Here is a 24,295-nt window from a genome sequence, read left to right as displayed (position 1 = left end):
GCCCCCGTAGACCGCTTACTTCGCACCGGCCGGACACTCCGGCACCTCACGGGTGTTCCGCGTCCGCACCCCCGGCAGCCAGCCCCGCGCCCCCGTCCCGCTGGTGACCAGATACCAGCGGGTGGAGGTGATGCCCGCTTCGTCGCGGACCATCCGGCCGTCGGTCACCACACAGCGCGCGGCCAGGTCATCGCCGTGCCAGACCCGGCCGGCGGAGTTGCCGCGCGCGGCGTACTGGGCGCGCGGGTCCCGGGCCAGCCGCAACGCGCACTCCAGGGAGCGGCCCGTGCGGCAGGCCTGTTCGCTGTTGTAGACCGTGACTTTCACCGTCGGGGACGGCCCCGCCGGCTGCAGGGTGACGGGCCCGGGACGCACCAGCCACCACACCCCGAGCGCCACCGCGGCCACCGCCGCCGCGACCACGAGCGCGACCGCGTACGGCCGCTTCCGGGGCAGCGCGACCACGGCGGGCTCCGGCGCACTGCCGGGTTCCCTGATCCGGTCCCACAGGCCCGGCGGTGTCTCGATCTGTTCGTCCGCGAGCCGTAGGCGCGCACGCAGCAGCGCCTCGGCATCGTCCCCGGCGCCGTCGCCCCGGCCGCCGCCGAAGTCCCGGCCGCCGCCGCCCGTTCCGCCCACACCGCCGTCGTACCGTGGCCCCACGCCCACTGCGCCGCTCACCTCCCGGCCTGCCCGTGCTCCGATTCAACGAGGTAGGCGCGCAGCCTGTCCAGCGCACGGGCGCGATGGCGGGCGGCGGTGCCACGGTGCACCTTCATGATCTTCGCGGCCTGGTCGATGGTGTAGCCGTCGAGGTCGACGAGGATGACGATGCCGGCCTGCCGGTGCGACAACTTCCCCAGCAGACGCACCGCTTCGATCTCGGCCTGCCGCCGCTCCACCCCACCGTCCCAACCGCCGGACGCCACACCGGGCCCCGCACCGGCGCCACCCCCCATCCCGCCCGCACCGGCTTCCTCGACGCCGTCCATCCCGTCGACCAGCACCTGCCGCCGGTCCTTGCGGTAGGCGTCACGGGCGACGTTGAGCACGGCGGTGAAGGCGTAGGCGTACGGCTCCGGATGGGCGAGTAAGCGCTGTGGACGGGCGGCGAGTTTGAGATACGCCTCATGCACCACATCCTCCGCGGACTGTCTCGATCCGGCCAGCATCACCGCCCTCCGATAGAGGCGGGGCAGCAGCCCGCAGAAGACCTCGTCGAAGGTGGGTGACGCGGCAGACGAAGCTGATGACGATGTCGCATCGGCCATGTACCGGAACTCTCCCCCGTGCTCGGCTACGGACGCGGCCGAAGTGGACGCTACCCGTGCGGGCGACACGCAATCAGGAATCCGCCCCTCAATCTCCTGCGAATCCCCCAAGATCGGCCCTGATCGCCCGGCAAACCACACGTGCGGGTGGCCGCCGCTCCCCGCACCTTCACATCTGATGCACCATCAGATTCAATAAAGCCATGATGGGACACGCTGCAATGGCAGCCATGGCCGTGCGGTACCTGCGCTCCGTCGGCGCACCCACCACGGCCGCCGCGCCGGCCACCGCACCCGCCGGGCCACTTCCACGCCCCGCCCTGCGGGCTGTACGCGACGACGAGCGCGCCCCCTTGGACCCGGCCGAATTCCGCTCCGTCCTGGGGCACTTCGCCAGCGGCGTCACGGTCATCACGTCCCCCGGGGAGCCGAGGCCGGCCGGTTTCGCCTGCCAGTCCTTCGCCTCGCTCTCCCTCGACCCGCCGCTGGTGGCGTTCATGGTGGCGCGTACGTCGACCACCTGGCCGCGGATCGCCCGCGCCGGGGTGTTCTGTGTCAACATCCTCGGCGCCGGACAGGGCGAGCTCTGCCGGGGCTTCGCGGTCAGCGGCGGCGACAAGTTCGCCGGTGTCCACTACGGGGCCGCGCCCGCGACCGGCTCGCCCCGGCTGGCGGACGTTCCGGCCTGGATCGACTGCACGGTCCAGGCCGTGCACACCGGCGGCGACCATCTGATCGTGGTCGGCCGGGTCGACGCCCTCGGCACGGACCCGGCCGCCGCCGAGAGCGGCCCGCTCCTCTTCCACCGGGGCGCCTTCGGGCATCTCGGTGCGTGAGCGCGGCCGGTGCGGTCGCGCACGCAAGCCTCCGGCGGTCTACGCCGCGGCCGGCCTTCCCTCCCCCGCGCCCGCGCGCCGCTGCCGGATGACCAGGGCCATCAGCGCCGCGACGGCACACAGCGCACCCGACGCGTACCAGACCGGGTTGTAGGTGCCGAAGGCGTCGCGCGCCAGGCCGCCGAGGAAGGCGATCAGGGCGGCGCCCACCTGGTGGGCGGCCAGCACCCAGCCGAAGACGATCGCGCTGTCCTCGCCGTAGTACTCGCGGCACAGGGCGATGGTCGGCGGGACGGTCGCCACCCAGTCGAGGCCGTAGAAGACGATGAAGAAGACCATCGGAGGGTGGACGGTGCCGGCCAGCAGCAGCGGCAGGAAGATCAGCGACAGTCCGCGCAGGCCGTAGTAGACGGCAAGCAGCCGGCGGGGGTCGAAGCGGTCGGTGAACCAGCCGGAAGCGATGGTTCCGGCGATATCGAAGATGCCGATCACCGCGAGCAGTGAGGCGGCCGCCGTGATCGGCATGCCATGGTCGTGCGCCGCGGGCACGAAGTGCGTCTTGACCAGGCCGTTCGTCGTGGCACCGCAGATCGCGAAGGTGCCCGCCAGCAGCCAGAACGGACCCGTGGGGGTTCCCCCCGGCCGCGGGAGGGCCGCCGAGACCAGCGCCCGCACCGCGCGCCGGGCCGCGCCCCGCTGCGGCGGCGGCTTGGGGAGGAACTCCTCGGCCCCGTACGGCGCGAGGCCCACATCCGCCGGATGGTCGCGCAGCAGCAGCCACACCAGGGGGACGACGGCGAGCGCGGCGAGCGCGACGGTCACCGCGGCCGGGCGCCAGTCGTGCCGGTCGACGATCCAGGAGAGGGCCGGCAGGAAGATCAGCTGCCCGGAGGCGCCGGCCGCGGTGAGGACGCCGGTGACCAGCCCGCGCCGCGCGGTGAACCAGCGGCCGGTGACCGTCGCCGCGAAGGCGAGCGCCATCGACCCGCTGCCCAGGCCGACCAGCACACCCCAGAAGAGGACGAGTTGCCAGGCGGCGGTCATGAAGACGGTCAGCCCGGCACCTGCCGCGATCACCGTCAGGGCGGTGGCGACCACCCGCCGGATACCGAACCGGTCCATCAGCGCGGCGGCGAACGGCGCCGTCAGCCCGTAGAGGGCGAGGTTCACCGACACCGCGAAGCCGATGGTGCCGCGCGACCAGTGGAACTCGCGGTGCAGCGGGTCGACGAGCAGGCCGGGGAGGGAGGCGAAGCCGGCCGCGCCGATGATGGTGAGGAAGGTGACGGCGGCGACGGACCAGGCCCGGTGCGGGCGCCGCCGACGGGGTACGGGAGCGGGGACGGGGTCCGCCGCACGCAGGGGCAGTTCGGGTATGCGGTTCACCGGAGCAGCCTCGTCCGTCACCCCCGGCCGGAACGAGTGGCCGGAAGGCCAGGGATCAAAAGGATCGGGCCAGGCCGGGACAAGGCCCTTACCCGAAGGTCAGCACCGCCCGCGCCACCCGCCCGTGATGCGCATCGTCCGCCGCCTTCGCGAAGTCCTCCACCGGATACGTCTTCGTCACCAACTCGTCCAGCAGCAGCCGCCCTTCGCGGTACAGCCGGGCGTAGAGCGCGATGTCCCGCTGCGGGCGGGCCGACCCGTAGCGGCAGCCCAGGATCGACTTGTCCAGATACATCGACGACACCCGGAACGACGCCTCCGCGGTGGCCGGCGGGACACCGAGCAGCACCGCCTGGCCGTGCCGGTCCAGCAGATCGATGGCCTGCCGGATCAGCCGGGTGCTGCCCACGCACTCGAAGGCATGGTCGGCACCGGTCGGCAGGATCTCCTTCACCGCCTTGACGCCGTCCGTCACCACCGACGCATCGATGAAGTGGGTTGCCCCGAACTGCCGCGCCGCCGCCTCCTTCGCGGGGTTGGCGTCCACCGCCACGATCACCGATGCCCCGGCGATCCGTGCCCCCTGGAGCACATTGAGGCCGATCCCGCCGGCCCCGATCACCACGACCGAGTCCCCGCGGTCCACCCGCGCCCGGTTGAGCACCGCCCCGACCCCGGTCAGCACCCCGCACCCGATCAGCGCGGCCGACGTCAGCGGAATGTCCTCGGCGATCTTCACCGCCTGCACCGCCTTGACGACCGTGCGCTCCGCGAACGCCGAGTTCGACGCGAAGCTGAACAGCTCGGTATCGCCCCGCCGGAACGGCTTCTGGGGCATCCCGATCGCCTTCCGGCACATCGTCGGCCGCCCCCGGTCGCACTCCGCGCACGCCCCGCAGTTGGCCAGCGTCGACAGCGCGACATGATCACCGGGCACCACATGGCCGACGCCCGCGCCCACGGCCTCGACCACCCCCGCCCCCTCGTGCCCCAGCACCACCGGCACCGGAAACGGAATGGTCCCGTCGACCACCGACAGATCGCTGTGGCACAGCCCCGCGGCCCGGATGCCGACCAGCACCTCGCCCGGCCCCGGCTCCCGCACCTCCAGATCGTCCACGACCCGGGGCTGCTCGCCGTCGAAGATGACGCCCCTCATATCCGCTCCACTCTGGGCAGGCCGAGCACCCGCTCGGCGATGATGTTGCGCTGGATCTCGTCCGAGCCGCCGTAGAGGGTGTCGGCCCGGGTGAACAGGAACAGCCGCTGCAGTGGGTCCAGTTCGTACGGCGCCTGAGCGGTCCAGTCGGCGGGGCCCAGCGCCGCGGCGGCCCCGCGCACCCGCATCGCGAGCTGCCCGAGCCGCTGGTGCCAGCCGCCCCACAGCAGCTTCGCCACACTCGGTGCGCCGGCGTCCCCGGCCGCACCCAAGGTCCGCAGCGCGTTCCACCGCATGACCTTCAACTCTGCCCACTGGCGGATGAGTTGCTCACGCAGCACCGGATCGCGCAGCGCGCCGCAGCGCACCGCCGTCCCGACGACCTCATCCAGCTCCGCCGCGAACCCGATCTGCTGGACGAGCGTGGACACCCCGCGCTCGCGCGCGAGCAGCCCCATCGCCACCCGCCAGCCCGCGCCCTCCCCGCCCACCACGTGCCCGGCCACCGCACCGTCGAAGAACACCTCGTTGAACTCCGCCGTCCCCGACATCTGCCGGATCGGCCGCACCTCGATGCGCCCCGGCTGGTCCATCGGCACCAGCAGGAACGAGAGCCCACGGTGCCGCCGCTCGGCCGGATCCGTCCGCGCCAGCACGAAGCACCAGTCGGCCGCCATGGCCAGCGACGTCCAGATCTTCTGCCCGCTGACGCGATAGCCGGCACCGTCCCGGACCGCCACCGTCCGCAGCCCCGCCAGATCCGACCCCGCGTCCGGCTCGCTGTACCCCTGGCACCACAGTTCCTCCCCCCGCGCGATGGCCGGTAGAAACCGCCGCCGCTGCGCCTCGTCCCCGTACGCGATCAGCGTGGGCGCCAGCAGGTTCTCCCCGATGTGCCCCACCCGCCCCGGCGCCCTGGCCCGCGCATACTCCTCGGCCCACACAACCTGCTGGGTCAGGCTCGCCGCACGGTTCCCGTACGCCCCCTCCGCGCAGTCCCACCCGAGCCCGATCCACCCGCCGGCCCCCAGCTCCCGCTCCCACGCCCGCCGCTCCTCGGCCCCCTCGTGCTCGCTCCCGGGGCCGCCGCGCCCCGCCAACTCGGCGTATCCGCCCACGAGATGACCGGCAAGCCAGTCACGGGCCGCCGCCCGGAACTCCCCATCCCCGCTCCCGAACTCAAAGTCCACGAAGACCTCCCATCACGCCCCCACCAAGCCTCTCCCCACCCGGACACGGGAGGGGGTGGGCCGGAGGGCCGGGGCGATGGGACGTAAAGCGAAGCAGTCCCACACCCCGGCCCGGCAGGCCCGTCACCGCACCCCGACAGCCCCGCGCAGCGGACCGAAGAACAACGGACGGCACCGCACCCGGCAACACAGGGACACCACACCGGTCGGGCCGCACCCGCGCCACCACGGCGCCGCACCCGGCAACGCAGGCAAGCCACCTACCGGTTGGGCCGCGCCTTCGCCGCCGCAGCGCTCGCCATCGCCGACAGCTGCGCCAGCATCGGCATCGGGTCGGTCCCCACGGACCCCGGCAGCACCTCCGCCACCCGCTCCGGCGTCCAGCCGGCCCCGTCGGCGTACACGGAGCGAAGTTCCCTCGGCTGAGCCCATACGGCGATCTTCGGCCCGGCAACCGTGTAGACCTGCCCAGTGACCTCCAGGGCCCGGTCGCTCAGCAGATAGACGACCAGCGCCGCGACATCCTCCGGCTCACCGATCTCCGTCAGCTCCATCGGCACATTCGCCGACATCCGCGTCCGCGCCACGGGCGCCACCGCATTGGCCGTCACTCCGTACTTGTGCAGCCCCAGCGCGGCACTCCGCACCAGCGAGATGATCCCGCCCTTCGCGGACGCATAGTTGGCCTGGGACACCGATCCCTGATGGTTCCCGCTGGTGAAGCCCAGCAGGGTCCCCGACCCCTGCCGGCGCATGACGGCCGACGCCGCCCGGAAGACCGTGAACGTCCCCTTCAGATGGGTGGCGACCACCGGGTCCCACTCCTCCTCGGACATATTGAAGAGCATCCGCTCCCGCAGGATCCCGGCCACACACACCACGCCGTCGATCCGTCCGTACTGCGCCAGCGCGGTGTCCACGATCCGCTGGCCGCCGGCCATGGTGGACACATCGTCGGCCACCGCGGCCGCAAGGCCCCCGGCCGCCTCGATCTCCTTCACCACGGATTCGGCGACCTCGCTGCTGGGTTCGCCGCCCTCGATGGAGACCCCGTAGTCGTTGACGATCACCTTGGCGCCCTGTTCCGCACAGGCGAGAGCCACCGCCCGCCCGATACCGCGGCCCGCCCCGGTGACGGCGATCACCTTGTCGGCCAAGAAGTTCCCCATGCCGTGACCCTTCCCGCAGTTTCTGACGGACCGTTAGATTTTTGAGCAGACACGGTACGAACACAAGACCCCGGGGCGTACCGAACCCAGCCATCCCGAGGAGGCCCCATGTCCCTGCCGCAGGAGTTCCACGACATCGCCAAACGCGTGAACAACTGGGGGCGTTGGGGGGCGGACGACGAGATCGGGACCCTCAACCTCATCACCGACCAGGTCGTACGGGAGGCCGTGGGCTGCGTCCGCAGCGGCCACCGCATCCCGCTCGCACTCCCGCTCCAACAGGACGGCGTACAGACCGGCATGATTCCCGGCCGGGTCAACCCGCTGCACACCATGACCGCCATCAACCAGGAGATCTTCGGCCCCGGCACAGTCGCCACCACGGACGACGCGGTCACCATGGGCCTCCAGGCCGCCACCCACTGGGACGGCCTCGCCCATGTCTCGCACTCCGGGCGGCTCTACAACAACCGCCCCGCCGACTCGGTCACCGCGCACCACGGCGCCACCGGCCTCGGCATCGAAAGAGCCACCCCGATCGTCTCCCGCGGGGTCCTCCTGGACGTGGCCCGTGTGCACCGCACCGACCGGCTGCCCGGCGGGTACGCCGTCACGCCGGAAGACCTGGACGCCGCCGAGGAACTGGCCGGGACGAAGGTGCGGGCCGGCGACATCGTCCTCGTACGGACCGGGCAGCTGCGGCACTACCTCGCCGGCGACCGGCAGGCCTATGCGTTCCCGTCGTCCGGCCTGTCGCTGCGCACCCCGGAGTGGTTCCACGCCCGCGATGTCGCGGCGGTCGCCAACGACACCCTGACCTTCGAGATCTTCCCGCCGGAGATCGAGAACCTCTGGATGCCGGTGCATGCGCTCGATCTCGTCGAGATGGGCATGCTGCAGGGCCAGAACTGGAATCTGGAGGAGCTGTCGACGGCCTGCGCGGAGGCGGGGCGCTGTGCGTTCCTGCTGTCCGCGATGGCCGAGCCGTTCGTCGGGGGGTCCGGGGCGCCGGTCGCGCCCGTGGCGGTCCTCTGACCGGGTCGCTCCGGGCCGCCGGCCCTGACGGCCGGCGACCCGACGGCGCCCGGCCGGCCGGGTGGCGGTGCGCTCATGCGCGCCCCGAGCACGGCACCGCGGACCGCCACCCACCCCCAGCTGCCACTGGGGAGCCCCACCGGGCCGCGATCCGCACTCGCCAAGGCCAGGACCGGAATCCCGGTCCCCCCACGACCTCGGCGTCCCCTCGCGGCGCATCGCTCCACCCAAGAGTGATCAACCGGGCACGCCACGTCAACACCTGGTCTGGACTAATTTCGTTACGCCCGTTTTGCCGCACCCGTCGGCAAAACAATGCCTCTGTGCTGATCTGAGCGGATCACGCCCGATGCGTCACGGCGCGCGACGCTGCGCGATGGGGCTCGTAGGCCCCCAGGTCGGATCCTGCCGCCAACAGCAGGGGCTGGCCGCGGTCCACCTCGCACCAGATCCGCTTGCCGCCGCCCTCCTGCTGCCACCCCCAGCGGTCGGCCAGTCCGTCGACCAGCTCCAGGCCACGGCCGTTGGTGTCGTCACCGTCGGCGTGCCGCTGACGTGGCGGGCGGGCGCTGACGTCCACCACCTCGACCCGGACCGTCCCGACCACGGCGCCCGATCCGGAGAAGCACATCCGCAGCTCGGCCGCCGCGCCGGTGTGCACCACGGCGTTGGTGACGAGCTCGGAGATCAGGAGGATCAGTGTCTCCGCAAGTGGCTCGTCGACCCCTATACCGGAACCCACGAGCCGCGACCTGGCCCACCGCCGGGCCCTCCCCACCTCCGCGGGGTCGGGCCGTACGTCCAATTGCACCTGAAGCACCTGCACCGCTCACACCATCCGAACCGGCGGAAACATCGCCTCGCGCCTCCACGGAGTCACGGTGCGTGACCCCGGTGAAGCACAGCATGGTTGACGTTCAGTCACCCCAACAAGCGCTTCGGGCATATTCCAGCGCAAGGGAGTATGCGTCCTGCATACTGTGCGACGCACTTTGCGGGGAGTCGAACAAGGGGGGCGATCCGGCCCCGCCCAAGGGCGAGCGGCGCGCAGTCCGTACCCCGGAGCCGTCTTTCCGACGGCACCGAGTCCGTTGCGCCTCAGAACCACTCGCACCCAACGGAGCGTACCCGAGCGGAACGCCGACTCCCCCCTGTGACGAGTCACGCCTAGGACACAACCCGATATCGACCCTCCGTGACCACTTCTGCATGGCGAGTCCGACATTTCGCATACGAGGTGCCAGAGTCTGACATCGCCGGGCGCCGCACACCCCCGCAACGGCCTTCGCGCTGCCACCGTCAGGCGATCAAGCCCGCCGCCAGCGCTTCTTCCGCCTCGCGCGCCGCCTCCCAGCGCTCGGCCCGCAACCAGGCCCGTTTGAGGTGCAGATGAACATCGGCTTCCCATGTGAAGCCCATTCCGCCGTGGACCTGCAGACAATCCCGCGCGTTGCCCACCGCGGCCTCGTCGGCGAGCAACTTCGCTGCCGTGACGTCGAGAACACTGTCCGTGACCGCCGCCGCATATACCGCACTTCGGGCGATTTCCGCCCGTACGAGCATCTGCGCGCACAGATGCTTGACCGCCTGGAACGAGCCGATGGGCGCGCCGAACTGCTCGCGCTCACGGGCGTGGCGCACCGCCATCTCGACCGTGCGGGCCGCGCTGCCGAGCTGCTGGGCCGCGGTGAGCAACGCGGCCTCGCGGCGGAGCCGGCGGACGTCCAGGGCCAGCGACTCGGTGCGCGGCACGTTCATGACGCGGGCGAGCGGGGTGAGGGGGTCGATGGAGGCAAACGGGGCGCAGACCACCCGGTCCGACGCGCTCCGGTATGCACCGCCTGTGCGCCCCTGTGCGCCCCCGGGCCCGTCGCCGCCGTGACCCGCATCCCGCTCCACCAAGATCAACTCATCGCAGTCCGCCGGGTGTTCCCACAGCACCGGCTCCCGCTCCGCCTCGCACAGCCCGACGGTCCGCTCGCCGGCCGCGACGCCGTCCACCGCACCGGCGAGCAGCTGGCACGCCACCAGCGGCCCCGGCAGCAGCGCCCGCCCGGCCTCCTCGAAGACCAGCACCGCCGCCGGCAGTCCGAGCCCCACCCCGCCGTCCTCCTCCGGCAGCCGCAGCGCGAAGAACCCGGCCGCGCCCAGCTCACGCCACAGCGCACGGTCCAGCGCCGGGTCACCCACGGCGGCCCGCAGCCGGTCCCGGCCGAACCGTCCGGCCAGCAGCTCGCGGGTACCGTCCCGCAACGCCCGCTGATCATCGGTGAGTTGGAAGTCCATGGCCCGGTCACCGCCCCTTCGGCAGGCCGAGGATCCGCTCGGCGACGATGTTCTGCTGGATCTGCGAGGTACCGGCCGCGATGGTGTACGAGAGGGACGACAGCCGGTCGGCGACCCACTCGTGGCCCACGTCCAGCGCGCCGGCGCCGAGCACCTCGGCCGCCGTGTCGTACAGCTCCTGGCGGATGTGCGAATAGCGCAGCTTGAAGACCGAGCCGCCGGTTCCCGGGACGCCGCCGCCGCGTTGCGCCTCGCTCACATTCCACTGGGTCAGCCGCCACAGCGCCGTGAACTGTGCGCTCAGCCGGCCCAGTCTGCGGCGCAGCACGGCGTCGTCCCAGCGGCCGTTGGCGCGCGCCGCCCGGGCCAGCGCGCCGAGCACCCGGCGACAGGCCACCACCTCGCCGACGAAGGCGGTGCCGCGCTCGAAGGACAGCGTCACCATCGTCACCCGCCAGCCGTCGTTCTCCGCGCCGACGCGGTTGCCGACCGGCACCCGCACCTCGTCGAGGAACATCTCGGCGAACTCCGTCGAGCCGGCCAGGGTGCGCAGCGGCCGGACCGTCACCCCCGGTGCGTCCATGGGCATCGCCAGCCAGCTGATGCCGCGGTGCCTGGGCGCGGCCGGGTCGGTGCGGACGAGCAGCTCGCACCAGTCGGCGACCTCGGCGTGCGAGGTCCAGATCTTGGTGCCGCTGACGACGTAGCTGTCCCCGTCGCGCACGGCCCTGGTCCGCAGTGCGGCGAGGTCGGAGCCGGCGTCCGGTTCGCTGAAGCCCTGGCACCAGATCTCGTCACCGCGCAGGATCGGCGGCAGCCAGCGGGCGCGCTGTCCGGCGCTGCCCTCGGCGGCGAGGGTCGGCCCCGCGTGCAGCAGCCCGACGAAGTTCGCGCCGACGTAGGGCGCCCCGGCACGCTCGGTCTCCTCCAGGAAGATCAGGTGCTGGGTGGGGGTGGCGCCCTGCCCGCCGGCGTCCCGCGGCCAGTGCAGGCCCGCATATCCGGCGTCGTGGAGCATCCGCTGCCAGGCCGTGTCATACGCCCGGCGGCCGGGCCAGTCGGCCGCGGCGGGCTTCGCGGGGAGCCTTGGCAGCACCTCACCGAGCCAGGTGCGCAGCCGGGCCCGGAAGTCTTCCTCTTCCGGTGAGTACGTGAGGTCCATCGCTGTCCCCTCGCCATTTTCTGATGGCCCGTCAGAAATAGGCTAGCCCCGGCCCCTCTGGACCGACAAGGCGCCGGCCTCTACTCTCGGCACCAAATCTGACACATCGTCAGCTACCTGTGGAGGGGCGGATGGCCGGCACTCTCTGGGACCTGGTCGCCCGGCGCGCCCGCCGCACCCCCGGCGCCACCGCCCTCATCCAGGGCGCCGGGTCCGCCCGGCAGGAGCGGCGGATCACCTTCGGCGCCCTGCACCGGCGCGCGGAACGGGTCGCGGCCGGCCTGTACGAGCTGGGCGTACGGCCCGGCAGCCGGGTCGTCTGGCAGCTGCCGACCCGTATCGAGACCGTGCTGCTCAGCCTCGCCCTGGCCCGTATCGGCGCCGTCCAGAGCCCGGTCGTCCCGCTCTACCGCGACCACGAGGTGGGCCAGGTGCTGGTCCGCACCCGTGCCGCGTTCTTCGCCGTCCCCGGCACCTGGCGCGGCTTCGACCACCGCGCGATGGCCCACCGGCTGGCCGCCGGCCTGCCCGGCCCGCTCACCGTCATCGACGCGTACGACACCCTCCCCGACGCCGACCCGGCCGTACTGCCCCCGCCGCCCGCCGACGCCGGCGAGGTCCGGTGGATCCACTGGACCTCCGGCACCACCGCGGGCCCCAAGGGCGTCCTGCACACCGACCACAGCCTGGGCACGGCCGGCCGCCACCTGGCCGACGCACTGCGCCTCGGCCCCACCGACATCGGCTCGATGGCCTTTCCGTACGCCCATGTCGCGGGCATCGAATACACCGTCCTGCTCCTGCTGCACGGCATCCCGGCCGTCCTGCTGGAACACTTCGCGCTGCCCGGCTCCCTCCCCGCCTACCGCCGCCACCGCGTCACCGTCGCCGGCGGCTCCACCGCCTTCTACTCCCTCTTCCTCGCCGAACAGCGCAAGCTGCCACCGGGGCGCCGGCTGCTGCCGTCGCTGCGGCTGCTGGCCGGCGGCGGCGCGCCCAAACCCCCCGGGCTGTACCACGAGGTCGTCGCCGAGCTGGGCTGCCAACTCACCCATGGCTACGCCATGACCGAGGCCCCGATGGTCACCATGGGCGATCCGCACGACAGCCCCGAACACCTCGCCACCACCGACGGCCGCCCACCCGCCAGCATGGAGATCCGTATCGCCCCCGGCACCGGCGAGATATCCCTGCGCGGCCCGGCCGTCTGCCGTGGCTACCTCGACGAGCCCGACCACCGCGACGCCGACGGCTTTCTGCCCACCGGCGACCTCGGTCGCCTCACCCCCACCGGCCACCTCGTCATCACCGGCCGCCTCAAAGACATCATCATCCGCAAGGGCGAGAACATCTCCGCCCAGGAGATCGAGGCACTCCTCCACCGGCATCCGGACGTGGCCGACGCCGCGGTCATCGGGCTGCCGGATGCCCAGCGCGGGGAACGGGTCTGCGCGGTCGTCGAACAGCCGCCGGGAGCGGCACAGTTGACGCTCGACGCGGTCTCGGCTCACCTCGTCTCCCAAGGCCTCGCCCCCAACAAACTCCCGGAACAGCTGGAGGTGCTGGCCGCCCTGCCGCGCGGGGCGACCCTGCGCAAGGTACTCAAGCAGGAGCTGCGGGAGCGGTTCGGGGCGGGCGGGGCATCCGACGAAGCCCCGGGCGGGTAGGACACCCGCTGTCCTACCCACCCCCTACGGTCACCCCATGAGTCACTCCCGACCCCTGATCGACACCGCCGGGCGCCGTGCCCGCCTCGGGCGGCGGCAACTGCTCGCGCCCGCGTACCGGGCGGCCCGTACGGAGGAGGTTGCCGAGGCGGTCGTGGGGCTGCATGCCAGCGATCCGGCGACCGTCCATCTGGCGGCCTGCGCCCGGCTGGCCGACCCGGACCCGGCCGATGTGGAGCGCGCGCTGTACGACGAGGGGTCGCTGGTGCGGCTGCTGTGCATGCGCCGCACGCTCTTCGCGGTCGGTGCCGCGCTCGCACCGGTCGTCACCTCCTCCACCGCGCAGGCGATCGCCGCCAAGGAGCGGGCGGGGTTGGTCAAGTGGCTCACCGACGGCGCCCCGGGGTGGGACGAGCGGCGGCTGGCCGAGGTCGAGACGAGGACGCTGGCCGCGCTGAGCGCACACGGCGAGGCGACCGCGGCCGAACTCGCCGCCGAGGTGCCCGACCTGCGCGACACCATCGTGGTCTCCCCCGGCAAGCCGTACCAGGCCACCGTCGCCGTCTCCAGCCGGATCCTGCGCACCCTGGCCGCCGAGGGCCGTATCCGGCGCGGGCGGCCGCGCGGCGGCTGGACCAGCAGCTCCTTCCGCTGGACGCCGGGCACCGCGTTCGCCGAGCTGCCCGCGCCACCGGCCCCCGAGGCGCGCGCCGCACTCGCCCGCCGCTGGCTCGCCTCGTACGGCCCGGCGACCGTCGAGGACCTCAAGTGGTGGACGGGCTGGACGCTCACCGCCACCCGGCAGGCGCTGGCCGCCACCGGCGCCGTCGAGGTGGACCTGGATGGCGGCACCCCCGGCGTGGCGCTGCCCGGCGACCTCGAACCGGTCGCCGCACCCGGCCCCTGGGCCGCCCTGCTGCCCGGCCTCGACCCCACCGCGATGGGCTGGAAGGCCCGCGACTGGTACCTCGACCCGGACCACGTACCGCAGCTCTTCGACCGCACCGGCAACATCGGGCCGACGGTGTGGTGGCACGGCCGGATCATCGGCGGCTGGGCCCAGCGCGCGAACGGCGAGATCGTCTGGCGGCTGCTGACGGACGACGGCGGCAGCGAGGCCGCCGCGGCGGTGACGGACGAGGCGGCCCGGCTGGCGGCCTGGGTCGGGGACGTCCGCGTCACCCCGCGCTTCCGGACTCCGCTGGAACGGGAGTTGAGCGCGTGACGACGGGCGGACGCACCCGCTTCCGCACCCCCGCCGGGAGCGGGAGTTGATCAGGTGACGACCGGCGGCCCCACCCGCTTCCGGGCCCCGCTGGAACAGGAGTTGAGCGCCTGACGACCGGCGGCCCCACCGCCGCCCGGCCGCCTCAGCTCGGGCGGTAGGCGCTCGTCGCCTGCTCGTACAGCTGGTCCGCCTCGTGCCGGCCGCTGTCCGGGCCGATGACGAGGACGAGGTGGTAGCGGCCCTTGTGGATCATCGCGAGGTTCCGCACATATACCTCGCGGCCGCTGCCGTCGCGCCAGGAGAAGGTGCCCTCGGCCATCGCCGTCTTCCCGACGTCGATCCGCTGCAGACCGGAGGCCGAGGCCCAGCCGGAGGAGCGGTACGGCGCCAGCTCGGCTTCCTTGTCCTGCATATACGCCATCGGGTCGGTGCCGGAATGCGCCGTCGTGTCGCGGCCGGGCACGATCACCAGCTCGAAGTCCCCGCCGACATACCGCACCTGGCCCCGGTCGTTCGCCCCGCGCCGCTGCCAGCCCTTGCGGACCGCGACCTGGAAACCCTCGGGGTCGGTGCGGACCTCGAAGCCCTTGGCGACCCCCGTCGGCCTGGTGGTCTGCGGCGCGCCGGAGCCGGGGGAGCCGCCGTCCCCCTTGGTCCCCCGGTCGCCGGACGGCGTGGGGCTGCCGCCGGGCGCCGCGCCCGAGGTGCCCGCACGGTCCGCGCCGCGCCCGCCGTCCTTGGCGTCCTGGCCGGACTTGGGCAGGAACGCCATCGCATAGATGACCGCGCCGACGAGGAGGAGCAGGATCGCGGTGAGCAGCAGCCGGCCGAGGTGGCGCGGTGCACGCGCCGGGCGTGGTGCGGCTTCCAGGCCGACCTGGTCCGGCAACTCCTGATCGTACGGATCCGGGTCCGCGCTCCGCCCGTGCGGCGTGGACGGCTCGGCGGGCCGCTCCACCCGGGCCGGCCTGGGCTGCCGGAGCGGCTTGGGCTGCTTCGGGGGGCGGGGTGGACGGGGCGCGGGAGCGAACGGGGCGGAGTGCTCCGGGCCCGGTGCCTGCGGGACGGGCGGTGCGGCCGCGGCGGCTGCCGCCCCGACGACGGCCGGGGCCGGCTGCGGCCGGGCGCGCCGGGGCGTCCGGGGCTTCTTGTGGCGCCCCCTCCGCACGAGCTCCCCGCGGCGCCGCACGATCGGCAGCCGCCGCGGATCGGCGCTCTGCGACGCCGGCACCGTCACCAGCCCGCTGCCGGCCTCCGGCTCCGGTGCCGTACGGATCAACGAGCGCAGCCAGCCGTTCAGCTCCTCGGAATCCGGCCGGTCGGCGGGGTCCTGGCGCAGCAGGGACTCGACGACGGGACGCAGCGCCCCGCACTCCTCGGCGACCGCGGGCGGCTGTGAACAGACCAGCTGCGCCAGTTCGACGGCGCTGTCCTCCGGGAACGGCGGCTGCCCCTGCACGCTCCGGTAGAGCAGCGCACCGACCGCCCACAGGTCGGTGGCCGGGCCGACCGGCGGCGCCAACTGCCAGTTCTCGTGCACCGGCCCGGCCTGCTCCGGCGCCCAGCGCTCGGTGACCGGGCCGATGGCCGTCAGCCGCGCCTGCCGCGCCCGCTCGGCGGCGAGCCCGGCGGTGGGCCGCCCGTATGCAGTGGTGGTGTCGCCGTCGGGTGCGGGCTTGGTCAGCGAGGTCTTGGCGGCGGGGCCGTCCGCCGCGGGCTCACCGGCGGCGGGGCCGTCCGCCGCGGGCTCACCGGCGGCGGGGCCGTCCGCCGCGGGCTCACCGGCGGCGGGGCCGTCCGTCGCGGGCCGTGTCTGCGGGGCCCCGGCCGCGGCGGGGGAATCGTATCCGCACAGCGCCTCCTGGGCCGCGCCCGCCGCCAGGCCGGTCAGGATGGCCCGGCCGTCGTCACAGACCAGGACCGTACGGGCGGTGATGTTGCGGTGCAGCCAGCCGTTCGCATGGAGCACCCGCAGCGCGGTGAGCAGATCCGCGGCGATCTCGGCGGCGCGGTGCGGGGACAGCGGCCGCTCGGCGAGCAGCGCGGACAGCGGGCGGGCGGTGAGGAGTTCGGCGACGATCCACAGGCTGCCGTCCTGTGCAAAGGCATCGAAGACCTGCTCCAGCCGGGGGTGGTCGGCCAGCTGGGCCGCGGTGGTCGCGGCCTCCAGCGCGCGTCGTACCGCGGGATCCCGAGGACTGCGGTCGGCCGCCCCCGCCGTCACACCCGCCGGCACCCGCGCGGCACCGAAGCGGCCGCCACCGGAGCCGCGCGCGACCGGCCCGGCCGGCTCCGCCCCCACGACCTCCGCCTCGACGACCTCCGGCAGCGGCACCTGACGGACCAGCACCTCCTGGCCGCTGAAGGTGTCGAATGCCCGGGTCTCGGTGAAATCGTCGTCACCGAGGGGCCGCAACGGCAGGCGGTAACGCTCGGCGAGCACCCTTCCCGCGTACTCGTCCACGACGCCTCCCCGCAGCGCGCGCTGTGTCTACCGCCGCGCCGGAGCCGCCGTCGGCGCTGGCGCCTGCGGTCACTTCCGGTCGTCTTCCCGCCGATTGCGGATGCGTACGGTCTTCGTTGTCTCACGATACGTGCCCGCATCGGAGGTTGCGGCCCGGTCGGCGCAACGACGCGCGACCTCTCCGTTCCGCGTCCGTCCCGTGCCCGGGTCCGTCGCCCGGTCCCCCTCAGTCCTTCAGCGTGAAGGTCTTGAACGCGGTCGTGATCATCTGCTGGCAGGCCTTGTCCGACCAGGCATCCGCCTTGCAGGTGATCATGATGGCGTAGCCGTGGTGGTCATCGGCCCTGAAGCCACGGTCGAGGATCCGTACCTTCTGGCCGCTCTGCCGACGGGTGAACGACCAGTCGGCGACGGTCGGATAGCCCCGCCACTTCACCGACTTGATGCCGATGAGGTGGTAGTCCTCGCTGGAGGAGCGCACGGCCGGCTCCAGGCTGCGCCAGGAGGCCGCCGCATCGGCGCCGGGCTTGGCGTTGTAGTCGATCTGGATGCGCGGGAAGCCGCCCGAGGCGCTGTATATGGCGCCGGACCCCTGCCCCGCCGTCGCGGTCTGCTTGAAGCCCTTGGGCATCGCCATACGGAAGTGGAACTTCCCGTTGGAGAGCTCGGCGAAGCCGCCCGGCACGGCCTTGCCGCCCTTGTCACCCTTGGCGTCCTTGCCGCCGTTGTCCTCGGCCGGGGTGAGGTTCGGCGGCTGCGGGCTCGGCGAGGCCTTGTCCTTTGCCGCGTCCCCGCTCGCATCGGCCGCGTCCGTCGAGGGCTTCGCCCGGCTCGCGGACGACGCCTTGTCCTGCTTGCCGGACGACTTGCCGCCCTTCCGCGCCGAGTCGTCGCCGCTCAGTGCGAGGGCCAGCACCGTGCCCAGCACCGCCAGGACGACGACCACGGCCACGATGATCAGCGTCCGGCGCGGGACGACATCGGTCACCGACGCGCGCGCCGGCGGACGGCTGCCGTCGCCCGGTCTGGCGTCCGTACGGGCCGTCACCGCGGCGGCGGCGCTGCGCACGGACTGCAGGGCGCCGCGCACCCGCTCCTTGGCGGCCTCGGCGTCGAACCCGGGCCGGGCGCCCGCCGGACGGTCCGCGCCCGAGCCGGCCAAGCCGGCACGACCCGCATCCGTACGGTCCGGACCGGTCGCCTCGTCGGCCGTCGGGGCGGCCGCCTTCTTCCGCGGGCGCTCGGTCCGCACCGGCGCGCTCGCCGCGGCGGCCTTGGCGGCACCCACCTTGCTTCCGCCCGCCTTGGCTCCCGCGGACGTGTCTGCGCCCGCCTTGCCACCGTCGGACGTGCTCGCGTTCCCGGCCGCCGGCGCGGCAGCGGGCTTCGGCTTGCGCGGCGCCCGCGACTTCGGGGCGGGCTTCGGCTTCGGCTTCGGCTCCGCCCGCTCCCGGGGCACCGTCGGCAGCGCCATCGCCCGGGTCGCGTCCATCGGGGGCTCCGGCGCCTGCGCCTCGGGGGCGTGGATCACGTCCTCCAGCAGCACCCGCGCACCGGCGTCGTCCAGCCGGCCCGCCGGGTCCTTCACCAACAGGCCGTAGATGACCTCTTCCAGCGCACCGGCGCTCTTCGGCGGCTCGACCGGCTCGGTCATCACCGCGGTGAGCGTGGCGATCGCGGAGCCCTTGTCGTACGGCGGAACGCCCTCGACACAGGCGTACAGCAGACCGCCCAGCGACCACATGTCGGCCGGCGGGCCCGGCTTGTGGCCGCGGGCGCGCTCCGGGGAGATGTAGGAGGGGGCGCCGACGAGCATGCCGGTCGAGGTCACGGAGGGGTCGCCCTCGACCTGGGCGATACCGAAGTCGGTCAGCACGACCCGGCCGTCGTCGGACATCAGGACGTTGGACGGCTTCACATCGCGGTGCAGGATGCCCTCGGCGTGCGCGGCACGCAGCACATCGAGCACGACCAGACCGACCTCGGCGGCGCGGCGCGGGGTGAGCGGGCCGTCATCGCGGACGACCTCGGCCAGCGAGCGGCCCTCGACCAGCTCCATCACGATCCACGGGCGGTCGTCCTCGTCGACCACGTCGTAGACCGTCACCGCGCCGTTGTTCCGGATCCGGGCGATCGCCTTGGCCTCGCGCAGCGTGCGGGTGATCAGACGACGCTTCTCGTCCTCCTCGACCCCGCCCGGAAAGCGCAGTTCCTTGACTGCGACCGTACGGCCCAGGACCTCGTCGCGTGCCCGCCAAACGGTGCCCATGCCACCCCGGCCGAGAACATCGGCGAGCCGGTACCGCCCGGCGAGCAGCCTGCCCCCTTTGCCGTCCATCTCGACCTCGTCGCCCACTGAATCCCCTCTGCAATCCAGCCGAGTTGGCAGCTTCGACGTCCCATCGATCACCAAACTGGCCCAACTCGGACAACCCACCCTGGCAGAGCCTTCATTCTCCCTCATCCGCAGCCATGCGGAAGGCCCGGGTCGGTGCCGGACGACACCGCGTACCCGTCATGATGGCCCCGACGAACGGGAGTCCCGATGCCGAAGCGCTCGCCCCGCCCGGCCGCGAACGCCGCACTTACCCCTGTGCCACCGGTCGCCGGCCGCCACCGCGCCCTGGTCCGTTCGGGTGCCCTGGCCGTGCTGACCGTACTCGCCCTGACCGCCTGCACCGGCCGGCCCCGCCTGGCTCCCCTCGCGAGCGGAACGCACGAACGGCCGCCCGCGACCACGACGCATGCACTGCACCGTCTGGTCGACGACGGGGCCCCGGGCGCGGCCTCCCTCACCACCCGCGCCGGGTACCCCGCCGCGCGCTACTCCACGGCCGGCGTGGCCGATCTGCGCAGCGGCCGCACGATGGGCCCGCAGGACCACTTCCGGGCCGGCAGCCTCACCAAGACCCTGGTCGCGACGGTCGTCCTGCAGCTCGTCGCCGAGGGCAGGCTGTCCCTGCACGACAGCGCCGCCGCCCACCTCCCGCCCGGCGTGCCGGCCGCGGGGGACGGCGACCGCAGCGAGCTACGCAGGGTGACGATCCGCCAGCTGCTGGACCATACGAGTGGCCTGTTCAACTACACCCAGGACCCCCGGCTCTCGAAGCAGCTCTTCGGCAAGGGCTTCGGCGCCCACCGCTACGACAGCCACACCCCGGCCGAGCTGCTGCGGATCGCCCTCAGCCACCCGCCGGTGGCCGCACCGGGCACCCGGTACGCCTACTCCAACACCAACTACCTCGTGCTCGGCCTGGTCATCCAGGCGGTCACCGGAAACCCGTACGCCACGGAGATCCGCCGCCGCATCCTCGTCCCCGCCCGGCTCGACCACACCTCCTTCCCCGGCACCGACCCGGTGCTGCCCAGGCCGCACGGCCGCGCGTACTCCCGGGCCGGTGACCGGCGGGTGGACGCCACGTCCCTGGACCCCAGCCGGGCGGGCGCGGCCGGCGAGATGGTCACCACCCTGGGCGATCTCAACCGCTTCTTCTCCGCGCTGCTCGACGGCGCGTTCCTGGCGCCGCGCCAGATGGCCCAGATACGCAACGAGAAGGGCACCGGCGGCGCGTACGGCCTCGGCCTGTACGCGACCAGGCTGCCCTGTGGCGTCACGGTCTGGGGCCACAACGGCGACATCAACGGCTCCTACGCCCGGACCGCAGGCACCGCCGACGGCCGCCGCATCATCAGCTACCGCGTCAACACCGACACCCTGCCCGACCCGGCGCACGGCACGGCGGTACTGACCGCGGAGTTCTGCGCAGCACGGCGTCCCTAGCGCCCGCGGTCCGCCGGCCTACAGCGGCACGATGTCCGGAGCCCCCAGCCGCGCCGCATCCGCCGTCAGATCGTCCGGCTGCCGCTGGGATTCGCGCTCCGCCTCGACCCGCTTCTGGTAGTGCGTGACCTCCTTCTCGATCTGGTCGTGGTCCCAGCCCAGCGCGGGCGCGATCAGCTCGGCCACCTCGCGGGCGCTCCGGGTGCCCCGGTCGAAGGTCTCGATGGAGATGCGGGTGCGCCGGGTCAGTACGTCGTCGAGATGGCGGGCGCCCTCGTGCGTACAGGCGTAGACCGCCTCGGCCCGCAGATAGTCGTCCGCGGCCGCCAGCGGTTCGCCCAGTGAAGGATCGGCCACCACCAGCTCCAGCAGCTCCTCGGCCAGCGAGCCGTACCGGTTCAACAGATGCTCGATGCGCGCCACATGGAGTCCGGTGCGCGCCGCGATCCGGGCCCGCGCGTTCCACAATGCCTTGTAGCCCTCGGCCCCGACCAGCGGAATGTCCTCGGTGACACTCTCCGCGACCCGCTGGTCGAGCCCGTGCACCGCCTCGTCCACCGCGTCCTTCGCCATCACCCGGTACGTCGTGTACTTGCCGCCCGCGACCACGACCAGCCCCGGCACCGGATGCGCGACGGTGTGCTCCCGCGACAGCTTGCTGGTGGCATCCGACTCCCCGGCCAGCAGCGGACGCAGCCCCGCGTACACGCCCTCCACGTCATCCCTGGTCAGCGGAGTCGCCAGCACCTCATTCACATGCTCCAGCAGATAGTCGATATCCGCGCTGGAGGCCGCCGGATGCGCCTTGTCCAGATTCCATTCGGTGTCCGTCGTCCCCACGATCCAGTGCCGCCCCCACGGGATGACGAACAGCACGCTCTTCTCCGTCCGCAGGATCAGCCCGGTCGTCGAATGGATCCGGTCCTTGGGGACGACCAGGTGAATTCCCTTCGACGCACGGACATGGAACTGCCCGCGCTCACCGATCAGCGCCTGGGTGTCATCCGTCCACACCCCGGTGGCATTGACGATCTGCTGCGCCCGGATCTCGTACTCGCCGCCGCCCTCGACGTCCTGCACCCGCGCGCCGACCACCCGCTCGCCCTCGCGCAGAAAACCCACCACCCGCGCGCCATTGGCGACCTGCGCGTCATAGGCGGCCGCGGTCCGCACCATCGTCGCCACATAGCGCGCATCGTCCATCTGCGCGTCGTAGTACTGCAGCGCGCCGACCAGCGCGTCCTTCTTCAGACAGGGCGCCACCCGCAGGGCCCGCTGATGCGACAGATGCCGGTGGTGGGGCAGTCCGCGGCCGTGCCCCGACGAGATGGACATCGCGTCGTACAGCGCCACACCGGAACCCGCGTACCAGCGCTCCCAGCCCTTGTGCTGCAGCGGATACAGAAACGGCACCGGCTTGACCAGATGCGGCGCCAGCCGCTCCAGCAGCAGCCCCCGCTCCTTCAGCGCCTCTCTCACCAGCGAGAAGTCCAGCATTTCCAGATACCGCAGACCACCGTGGATGAGCTTGCTCGACCGGCTGGACGTGCCCGAGGCCCAGTCGCGCGCCTCGACGAGTCCGGTGGAAAGGCCGCGGGTCGCCGCGTCCAGAGCCGTCCCCGCGCCGACGACTCCGCCGCCGACCACGAGAATGTCCAGCTCCCGCTCCGCCATTCGGGCGAGCGCCTCGGCCCGCTGCGCCGGTCCCAGTATCGCTGTCTTCACCGCTGCCTCCCGCTGTGATCGGGGCCACACCCCCCGTCCGTCGATTCTGTCCGCGCTGCGTTCCGCTATCCACCCTCCGCTCCCGGCGACAACACCCCGCCGCCTTGATCCATCAATCCCTATTCTGGGTCAAATATCCGCTTAGTCTATTTATGCGCCATCGCCATCCACTGACGCATGCGCACACGTCATTCGCAGTCGCTCGGGAAGGACGGCCGCAGCATGCCCGCAGACCTCGCCGTCATCGGACTCGGTCACCTCGGCCTCCCCCTCGCCCAGGCCGCCACCACCGCCGGCATCGGCACCATCGGCTACGACCCCGACCCGCACACCGCCGCCCTCTCCGGCGCCGACGGGCCGCTGTCGGCCACCGAAGTACGCCGCCTGCTCTCCGCCGGCTTCCGCACCACCACCGACCCCACCGCCCTCGGCCGGGTCCGTACCGCCGTCCTCTGCGCGCCCACGCCGCTCGGCGAGGACCGCGCGCTGGACCTCACCGCCCTCGCCGACGCCGCCCGCACACTGGCCGCACAACTGCGCCCGCACACCACGGTGATCCTCGAATCCACCGCCTACCCGGGCACCACCGAGGAATTCCTGCGCCCCCTCCTGGAAGAGGGCTCGGGCCTCACCGCCGGCCGCGACTTCCACCTCGCCTGCTCGCCCGGCCGCCACGACCCCGGCAACCGCACCCACCGCTACGCCAACACCCCCAAGGTCATCGGCGGCCTCACCCCCGCCTGCACGGAGGCCGCCGCCGCCTTCTACAGCCGCCTCACCGACAAGGTCGTACGCGCCCGCGGCCCCCGCGAGGCCGAGACCGCCAAGCTCCTGGAAACCAACTACCGCCACATCAACATCGCCCTGATGAACGAGATGGCGGTCTTCTGCCATGACATCGGCGTCGACCTGTGGGACGTCATCCGCTGCGCGGAAACCAAGCCGTTCGGCTTCCAGTCCTTCCGCCCCGGCCCCGGAGTGGGCGGCCACGCCGCCCCCATCGACCCCAACTACCTCTCCTACAAGGGCCGTTCCCTGGGCCACCCGCTGCGCATGGTCGAGCTTGCCCAGGAGGTGAACGGCCGTATGCCGCGCTACGTCATCCAGCGCTGCGCCACCCTCCTCAACGAACACGGCAAGTCCGCCCGCGGCGCCCGGGTACTGCTGCTCGGCGTCACCTACAAGCCGGACATCACCGACCAGGCAGGCTCTCCGGCCCGCGAGATCGCCTCCCGCCTGATGGAACTGGGAGCGCACCTGACCTACCACGACCCGTACGTCCCCCAGTGGAACGTCCTGGACCGCCCGGTCCCACGGGCCGACTCCCTCTACGAGGCCGCTGCCGCCGCGGACCTGACGGTGCTGTTGCAGGCGCATCGCACGTATGACCTCCAGGGGCTGGCCGTGAAAGCGCAGTTGCTCCTGGACACCAGGGGCGCGACTCCTACGGGTGCCGCGCATCGCTTGTAGCCGCACGTTGTCGTCTGCGGCGGGGTCGCCTCCGGCGGTGTCGCCTCCGGCGGGGGTGGCGGTGTTTGGGCGGGGGCTGGGTGTCGCCTCCGGCGGGTGGTGGTTGGGCGGGGGCCGCGTGTCGCCTCCGGCGGGGGTGGCAGTGGTTGGGCGGGGGCCGCGTGCTGTCCGTAGTGGGTGCCGTTGGCGGGCCTCCGGGGCCTGCGTGGTGGACTGCTGCGCTTTACGTCCACCACACAGGCCCCTCCGGCCCACCACCTCCCGCCCGGGAGGGCGGCTCCCGCCCGGTGGGGGTGAAGGAATTCAAAAACCAGAAGCTCGGCCGCGTCGTGGCGTGGCCGAGCTTCTGGTTTTTGGTTTTCTCCTGCTCCTCCACCGGGGTGGGGCCCACAACTGACGGGAGGGGGCGGGGCCGCAGGGGTGGGTGTGCGGACGTAAAGCGCAGCAGTCCGCACACCCACCCCGG

The 24,295-nt window shown here is 72.9% G+C and carries 18 protein-coding genes; 6 read left to right on the top strand and 12 right to left on the bottom strand.

The genetic code is table 11. From position 1 onward, the window contains the following. Positions 1-15 precede the first annotated feature (15 nt). Positions 16-669: a hypothetical protein gene (locus ACGFWI_RS20730; protein WP_393907432.1), complete on the bottom strand. Its 654-nt coding sequence runs from the start codon at positions 667-669 to the stop codon at positions 16-18. An 8-nt stretch (positions 670-677) separates the two neighbouring features. Continuing rightward, entirely contained in the window at positions 678-1,271 is a 594-nt protein-coding gene (locus tag ACGFWI_RS20725; protein ID WP_393907431.1) for an RNA polymerase sigma factor, read from the bottom strand. Positions 1,272-1,492: 221 nt separating this feature from the next. Here ACGFWI_RS20725 and ACGFWI_RS20720 point away from each other — a divergent pair, with 221 nt between their 5' ends. Further along, the gene (locus tag ACGFWI_RS20720) at positions 1,493-2,107 is read left to right on the top strand and encodes a flavin reductase family protein (protein WP_393907562.1); all 615 of its coding nucleotides are present in this window, start codon (positions 1,493-1,495) and stop codon (positions 2,105-2,107) included. 39 nt (positions 2,108-2,146) lie between these two features. On the opposite strand, the gene ACGFWI_RS20715 is transcribed toward ACGFWI_RS20720, so the two are convergent. The 4 genes from ACGFWI_RS20715 to ACGFWI_RS20700 all read right to left on the bottom strand — a co-directional run bounded on the left by ACGFWI_RS20715 (position 2,147) and on the right by ACGFWI_RS20700 (position 7,011). After that, positions 2,147-3,484 carry an MFS transporter gene (locus tag ACGFWI_RS20715; protein WP_393907561.1) on the bottom strand — a complete coding sequence of 446 codons (1,338 nt, stop codon included), beginning with the start codon at positions 3,482-3,484 and terminating at the stop codon, positions 2,147-2,149. A gap of 97 nt (positions 3,485-3,581) precedes the next feature. Beyond that, complete coding sequence (locus ACGFWI_RS20710; RefSeq protein ID WP_393907430.1) at positions 3,582-4,652, bottom strand: Zn-dependent alcohol dehydrogenase; 1,071 nt, start codon at positions 4,650-4,652, stop codon at positions 3,582-3,584. Further along, a complete protein-coding gene (locus ACGFWI_RS20705) occupies positions 4,649-5,842 on the bottom strand; it encodes an acyl-CoA dehydrogenase family protein (protein ID WP_393907429.1) in 1,194 nt (397 codons plus the stop codon). Before ACGFWI_RS20705 ends, ACGFWI_RS20710 begins: the two co-directional genes overlap by 4 nt. A 260-nt stretch (positions 5,843-6,102) precedes the next feature. Beyond that, complete coding sequence (locus ACGFWI_RS20700; protein ID WP_393907428.1) at positions 6,103-7,011, bottom strand: SDR family oxidoreductase; 909 nt, start codon at positions 7,009-7,011, stop codon at positions 6,103-6,105. 108 nt (positions 7,012-7,119) lie between these two features. Between ACGFWI_RS20700 and ACGFWI_RS20695 the strand changes: the two genes are divergently transcribed. After that, positions 7,120-8,046 carry a cyclase family protein gene (locus tag ACGFWI_RS20695; protein WP_393907427.1) on the top strand — a complete coding sequence of 309 codons (927 nt, stop codon included), beginning with the start codon at positions 7,120-7,122 and terminating at the stop codon, positions 8,044-8,046. Positions 8,047-8,386: 340 nt separating this feature from the next. Here the strand turns inward: ACGFWI_RS20695 and ACGFWI_RS20690 are convergent, their stop codons facing one another. The 3 genes from ACGFWI_RS20690 to ACGFWI_RS20680 all read right to left on the bottom strand — a co-directional run bounded on the left by ACGFWI_RS20690 (position 8,387) and on the right by ACGFWI_RS20680 (position 11,494). After that, positions 8,387-8,872 carry an ATP-binding protein gene (locus ACGFWI_RS20690; protein WP_393907426.1) on the bottom strand — a complete coding sequence of 162 codons (486 nt, stop codon included), beginning with the start codon at positions 8,870-8,872 and terminating at the stop codon, positions 8,387-8,389. Between the two features lie 473 nt (positions 8,873-9,345). Beyond that, positions 9,346-10,332, bottom strand: a complete 987-nt coding sequence (locus ACGFWI_RS20685) for an acyl-CoA dehydrogenase family protein (protein ID WP_393907425.1) — start codon at positions 10,330-10,332, stop codon at positions 9,346-9,348. Between the two features lie 7 nt (positions 10,333-10,339). Then, positions 10,340-11,494 carry an acyl-CoA dehydrogenase family protein gene (locus tag ACGFWI_RS20680; protein ID WP_393907424.1) on the bottom strand — a complete coding sequence of 385 codons (1,155 nt, stop codon included), beginning with the start codon at positions 11,492-11,494 and terminating at the stop codon, positions 10,340-10,342. 131 nt (positions 11,495-11,625) lie between these two features. Between ACGFWI_RS20680 and ACGFWI_RS20675 the strand changes: the two genes are divergently transcribed. Both ACGFWI_RS20675 and ACGFWI_RS20670 read left to right on the top strand, forming a co-directional pair. After that, on the top strand, positions 11,626-13,161 hold the full coding sequence (locus ACGFWI_RS20675) for an AMP-binding protein (RefSeq protein ID WP_393907423.1): 1,536 nt from the start codon (positions 11,626-11,628) through the stop codon (positions 13,159-13,161). A 37-nt stretch (positions 13,162-13,198) separates the two neighbouring features. Then, complete coding sequence (locus ACGFWI_RS20670) at positions 13,199-14,386, top strand: winged helix DNA-binding domain-containing protein (protein WP_393907422.1); 1,188 nt, start codon at positions 13,199-13,201, stop codon at positions 14,384-14,386. A gap of 145 nt (positions 14,387-14,531) precedes the next feature. Here ACGFWI_RS20670 and ACGFWI_RS20665 read toward each other — a convergent pair whose 3' ends face one another. Together ACGFWI_RS20665 and ACGFWI_RS20660 are read right to left on the bottom strand one after the other, a co-directional pair. Further along, the gene (locus tag ACGFWI_RS20665) at positions 14,532-16,853 is read right to left on the bottom strand and encodes a protein kinase (RefSeq protein ID WP_393907421.1); all 2,322 of its coding nucleotides are present in this window, start codon (positions 16,851-16,853) and stop codon (positions 14,532-14,534) included. A 226-nt stretch (positions 16,854-17,079) separates the two neighbouring features. Then, on the bottom strand, positions 17,080-19,209 hold the full coding sequence (locus tag ACGFWI_RS20660) for a protein kinase (protein WP_393907420.1): 2,130 nt from the start codon (positions 19,207-19,209) through the stop codon (positions 17,080-17,082). Between the two features lie 189 nt (positions 19,210-19,398). Between ACGFWI_RS20660 and ACGFWI_RS20655 the strand changes: the two genes are divergently transcribed. After that, entirely contained in the window at positions 19,399-20,634 is a 1,236-nt protein-coding gene (locus ACGFWI_RS20655; RefSeq protein WP_393907419.1) for a serine hydrolase domain-containing protein, read from the top strand. 18 nt (positions 20,635-20,652) lie between these two features. On the opposite strand, the gene ACGFWI_RS20650 is transcribed toward ACGFWI_RS20655, so the two are convergent. After that, on the bottom strand, positions 20,653-22,359 hold the full coding sequence (locus tag ACGFWI_RS20650) for a glycerol-3-phosphate dehydrogenase/oxidase (protein WP_393907418.1): 1,707 nt from the start codon (positions 22,357-22,359) through the stop codon (positions 20,653-20,655). A gap of 222 nt (positions 22,360-22,581) precedes the next feature. On the opposite strand from ACGFWI_RS20650, the gene ACGFWI_RS20645 reads away from it, so the two are divergent. Beyond that, positions 22,582-23,829: a nucleotide sugar dehydrogenase gene (locus ACGFWI_RS20645; RefSeq protein ID WP_393907417.1), complete on the top strand. Its 1,248-nt coding sequence runs from the start codon at positions 22,582-22,584 to the stop codon at positions 23,827-23,829. Positions 23,830-24,295 lie beyond the last annotated feature (466 nt).

Origin of the sequence: Streptomyces sp. NPDC048434 (assembly GCF_043200375.1) — a bacterium.
Classification (GTDB): domain Bacteria; phylum Actinomycetota; class Actinomycetes; order Streptomycetales; family Streptomycetaceae; genus Streptomyces.
This window is presented reverse-complemented; position numbering and strand designations above follow the sequence as displayed.

Coding starts and splice junctions, on each gene's coding strand:
- ACGFWI_RS20725 (WP_393907431.1), bottom strand. CDS start 1,271: ATGGCCGATGCGACATCGTCATCAGCTTCGTCTGCCGCGTCACCCACC.
- ACGFWI_RS20720 (WP_393907562.1), top strand. CDS start 1,493: ATGGCAGCCATGGCCGTGCGGTACCTGCGCTCCGTCGGCGCACCCACC.
- ACGFWI_RS20710 (WP_393907430.1), bottom strand. CDS start 4,652: ATGAGGGGCGTCATCTTCGACGGCGAGCAGCCCCGGGTCGTGGACGAT.
- ACGFWI_RS20700 (WP_393907428.1), bottom strand. CDS start 7,011: ATGGGGAACTTCTTGGCCGACAAGGTGATCGCCGTCACCGGGGCGGGC.
- ACGFWI_RS20695 (WP_393907427.1), top strand. CDS start 7,120: ATGTCCCTGCCGCAGGAGTTCCACGACATCGCCAAACGCGTGAACAAC.
- ACGFWI_RS20685 (WP_393907425.1), bottom strand. CDS start 10,332: ATGGACTTCCAACTCACCGATGATCAGCGGGCGTTGCGGGACGGTACC.
- ACGFWI_RS20680 (WP_393907424.1), bottom strand. CDS start 11,494: ATGGACCTCACGTACTCACCGGAAGAGGAAGACTTCCGGGCCCGGCTG.
- ACGFWI_RS20675 (WP_393907423.1), top strand. CDS start 11,626: ATGGCCGGCACTCTCTGGGACCTGGTCGCCCGGCGCGCCCGCCGCACC.
- ACGFWI_RS20670 (WP_393907422.1), top strand. CDS start 13,199: ATGAGTCACTCCCGACCCCTGATCGACACCGCCGGGCGCCGTGCCCGC.
- ACGFWI_RS20655 (WP_393907419.1), top strand. CDS start 19,399: ATGCCGAAGCGCTCGCCCCGCCCGGCCGCGAACGCCGCACTTACCCCT.
- ACGFWI_RS20645 (WP_393907417.1), top strand. CDS start 22,582: ATGCCCGCAGACCTCGCCGTCATCGGACTCGGTCACCTCGGCCTCCCC.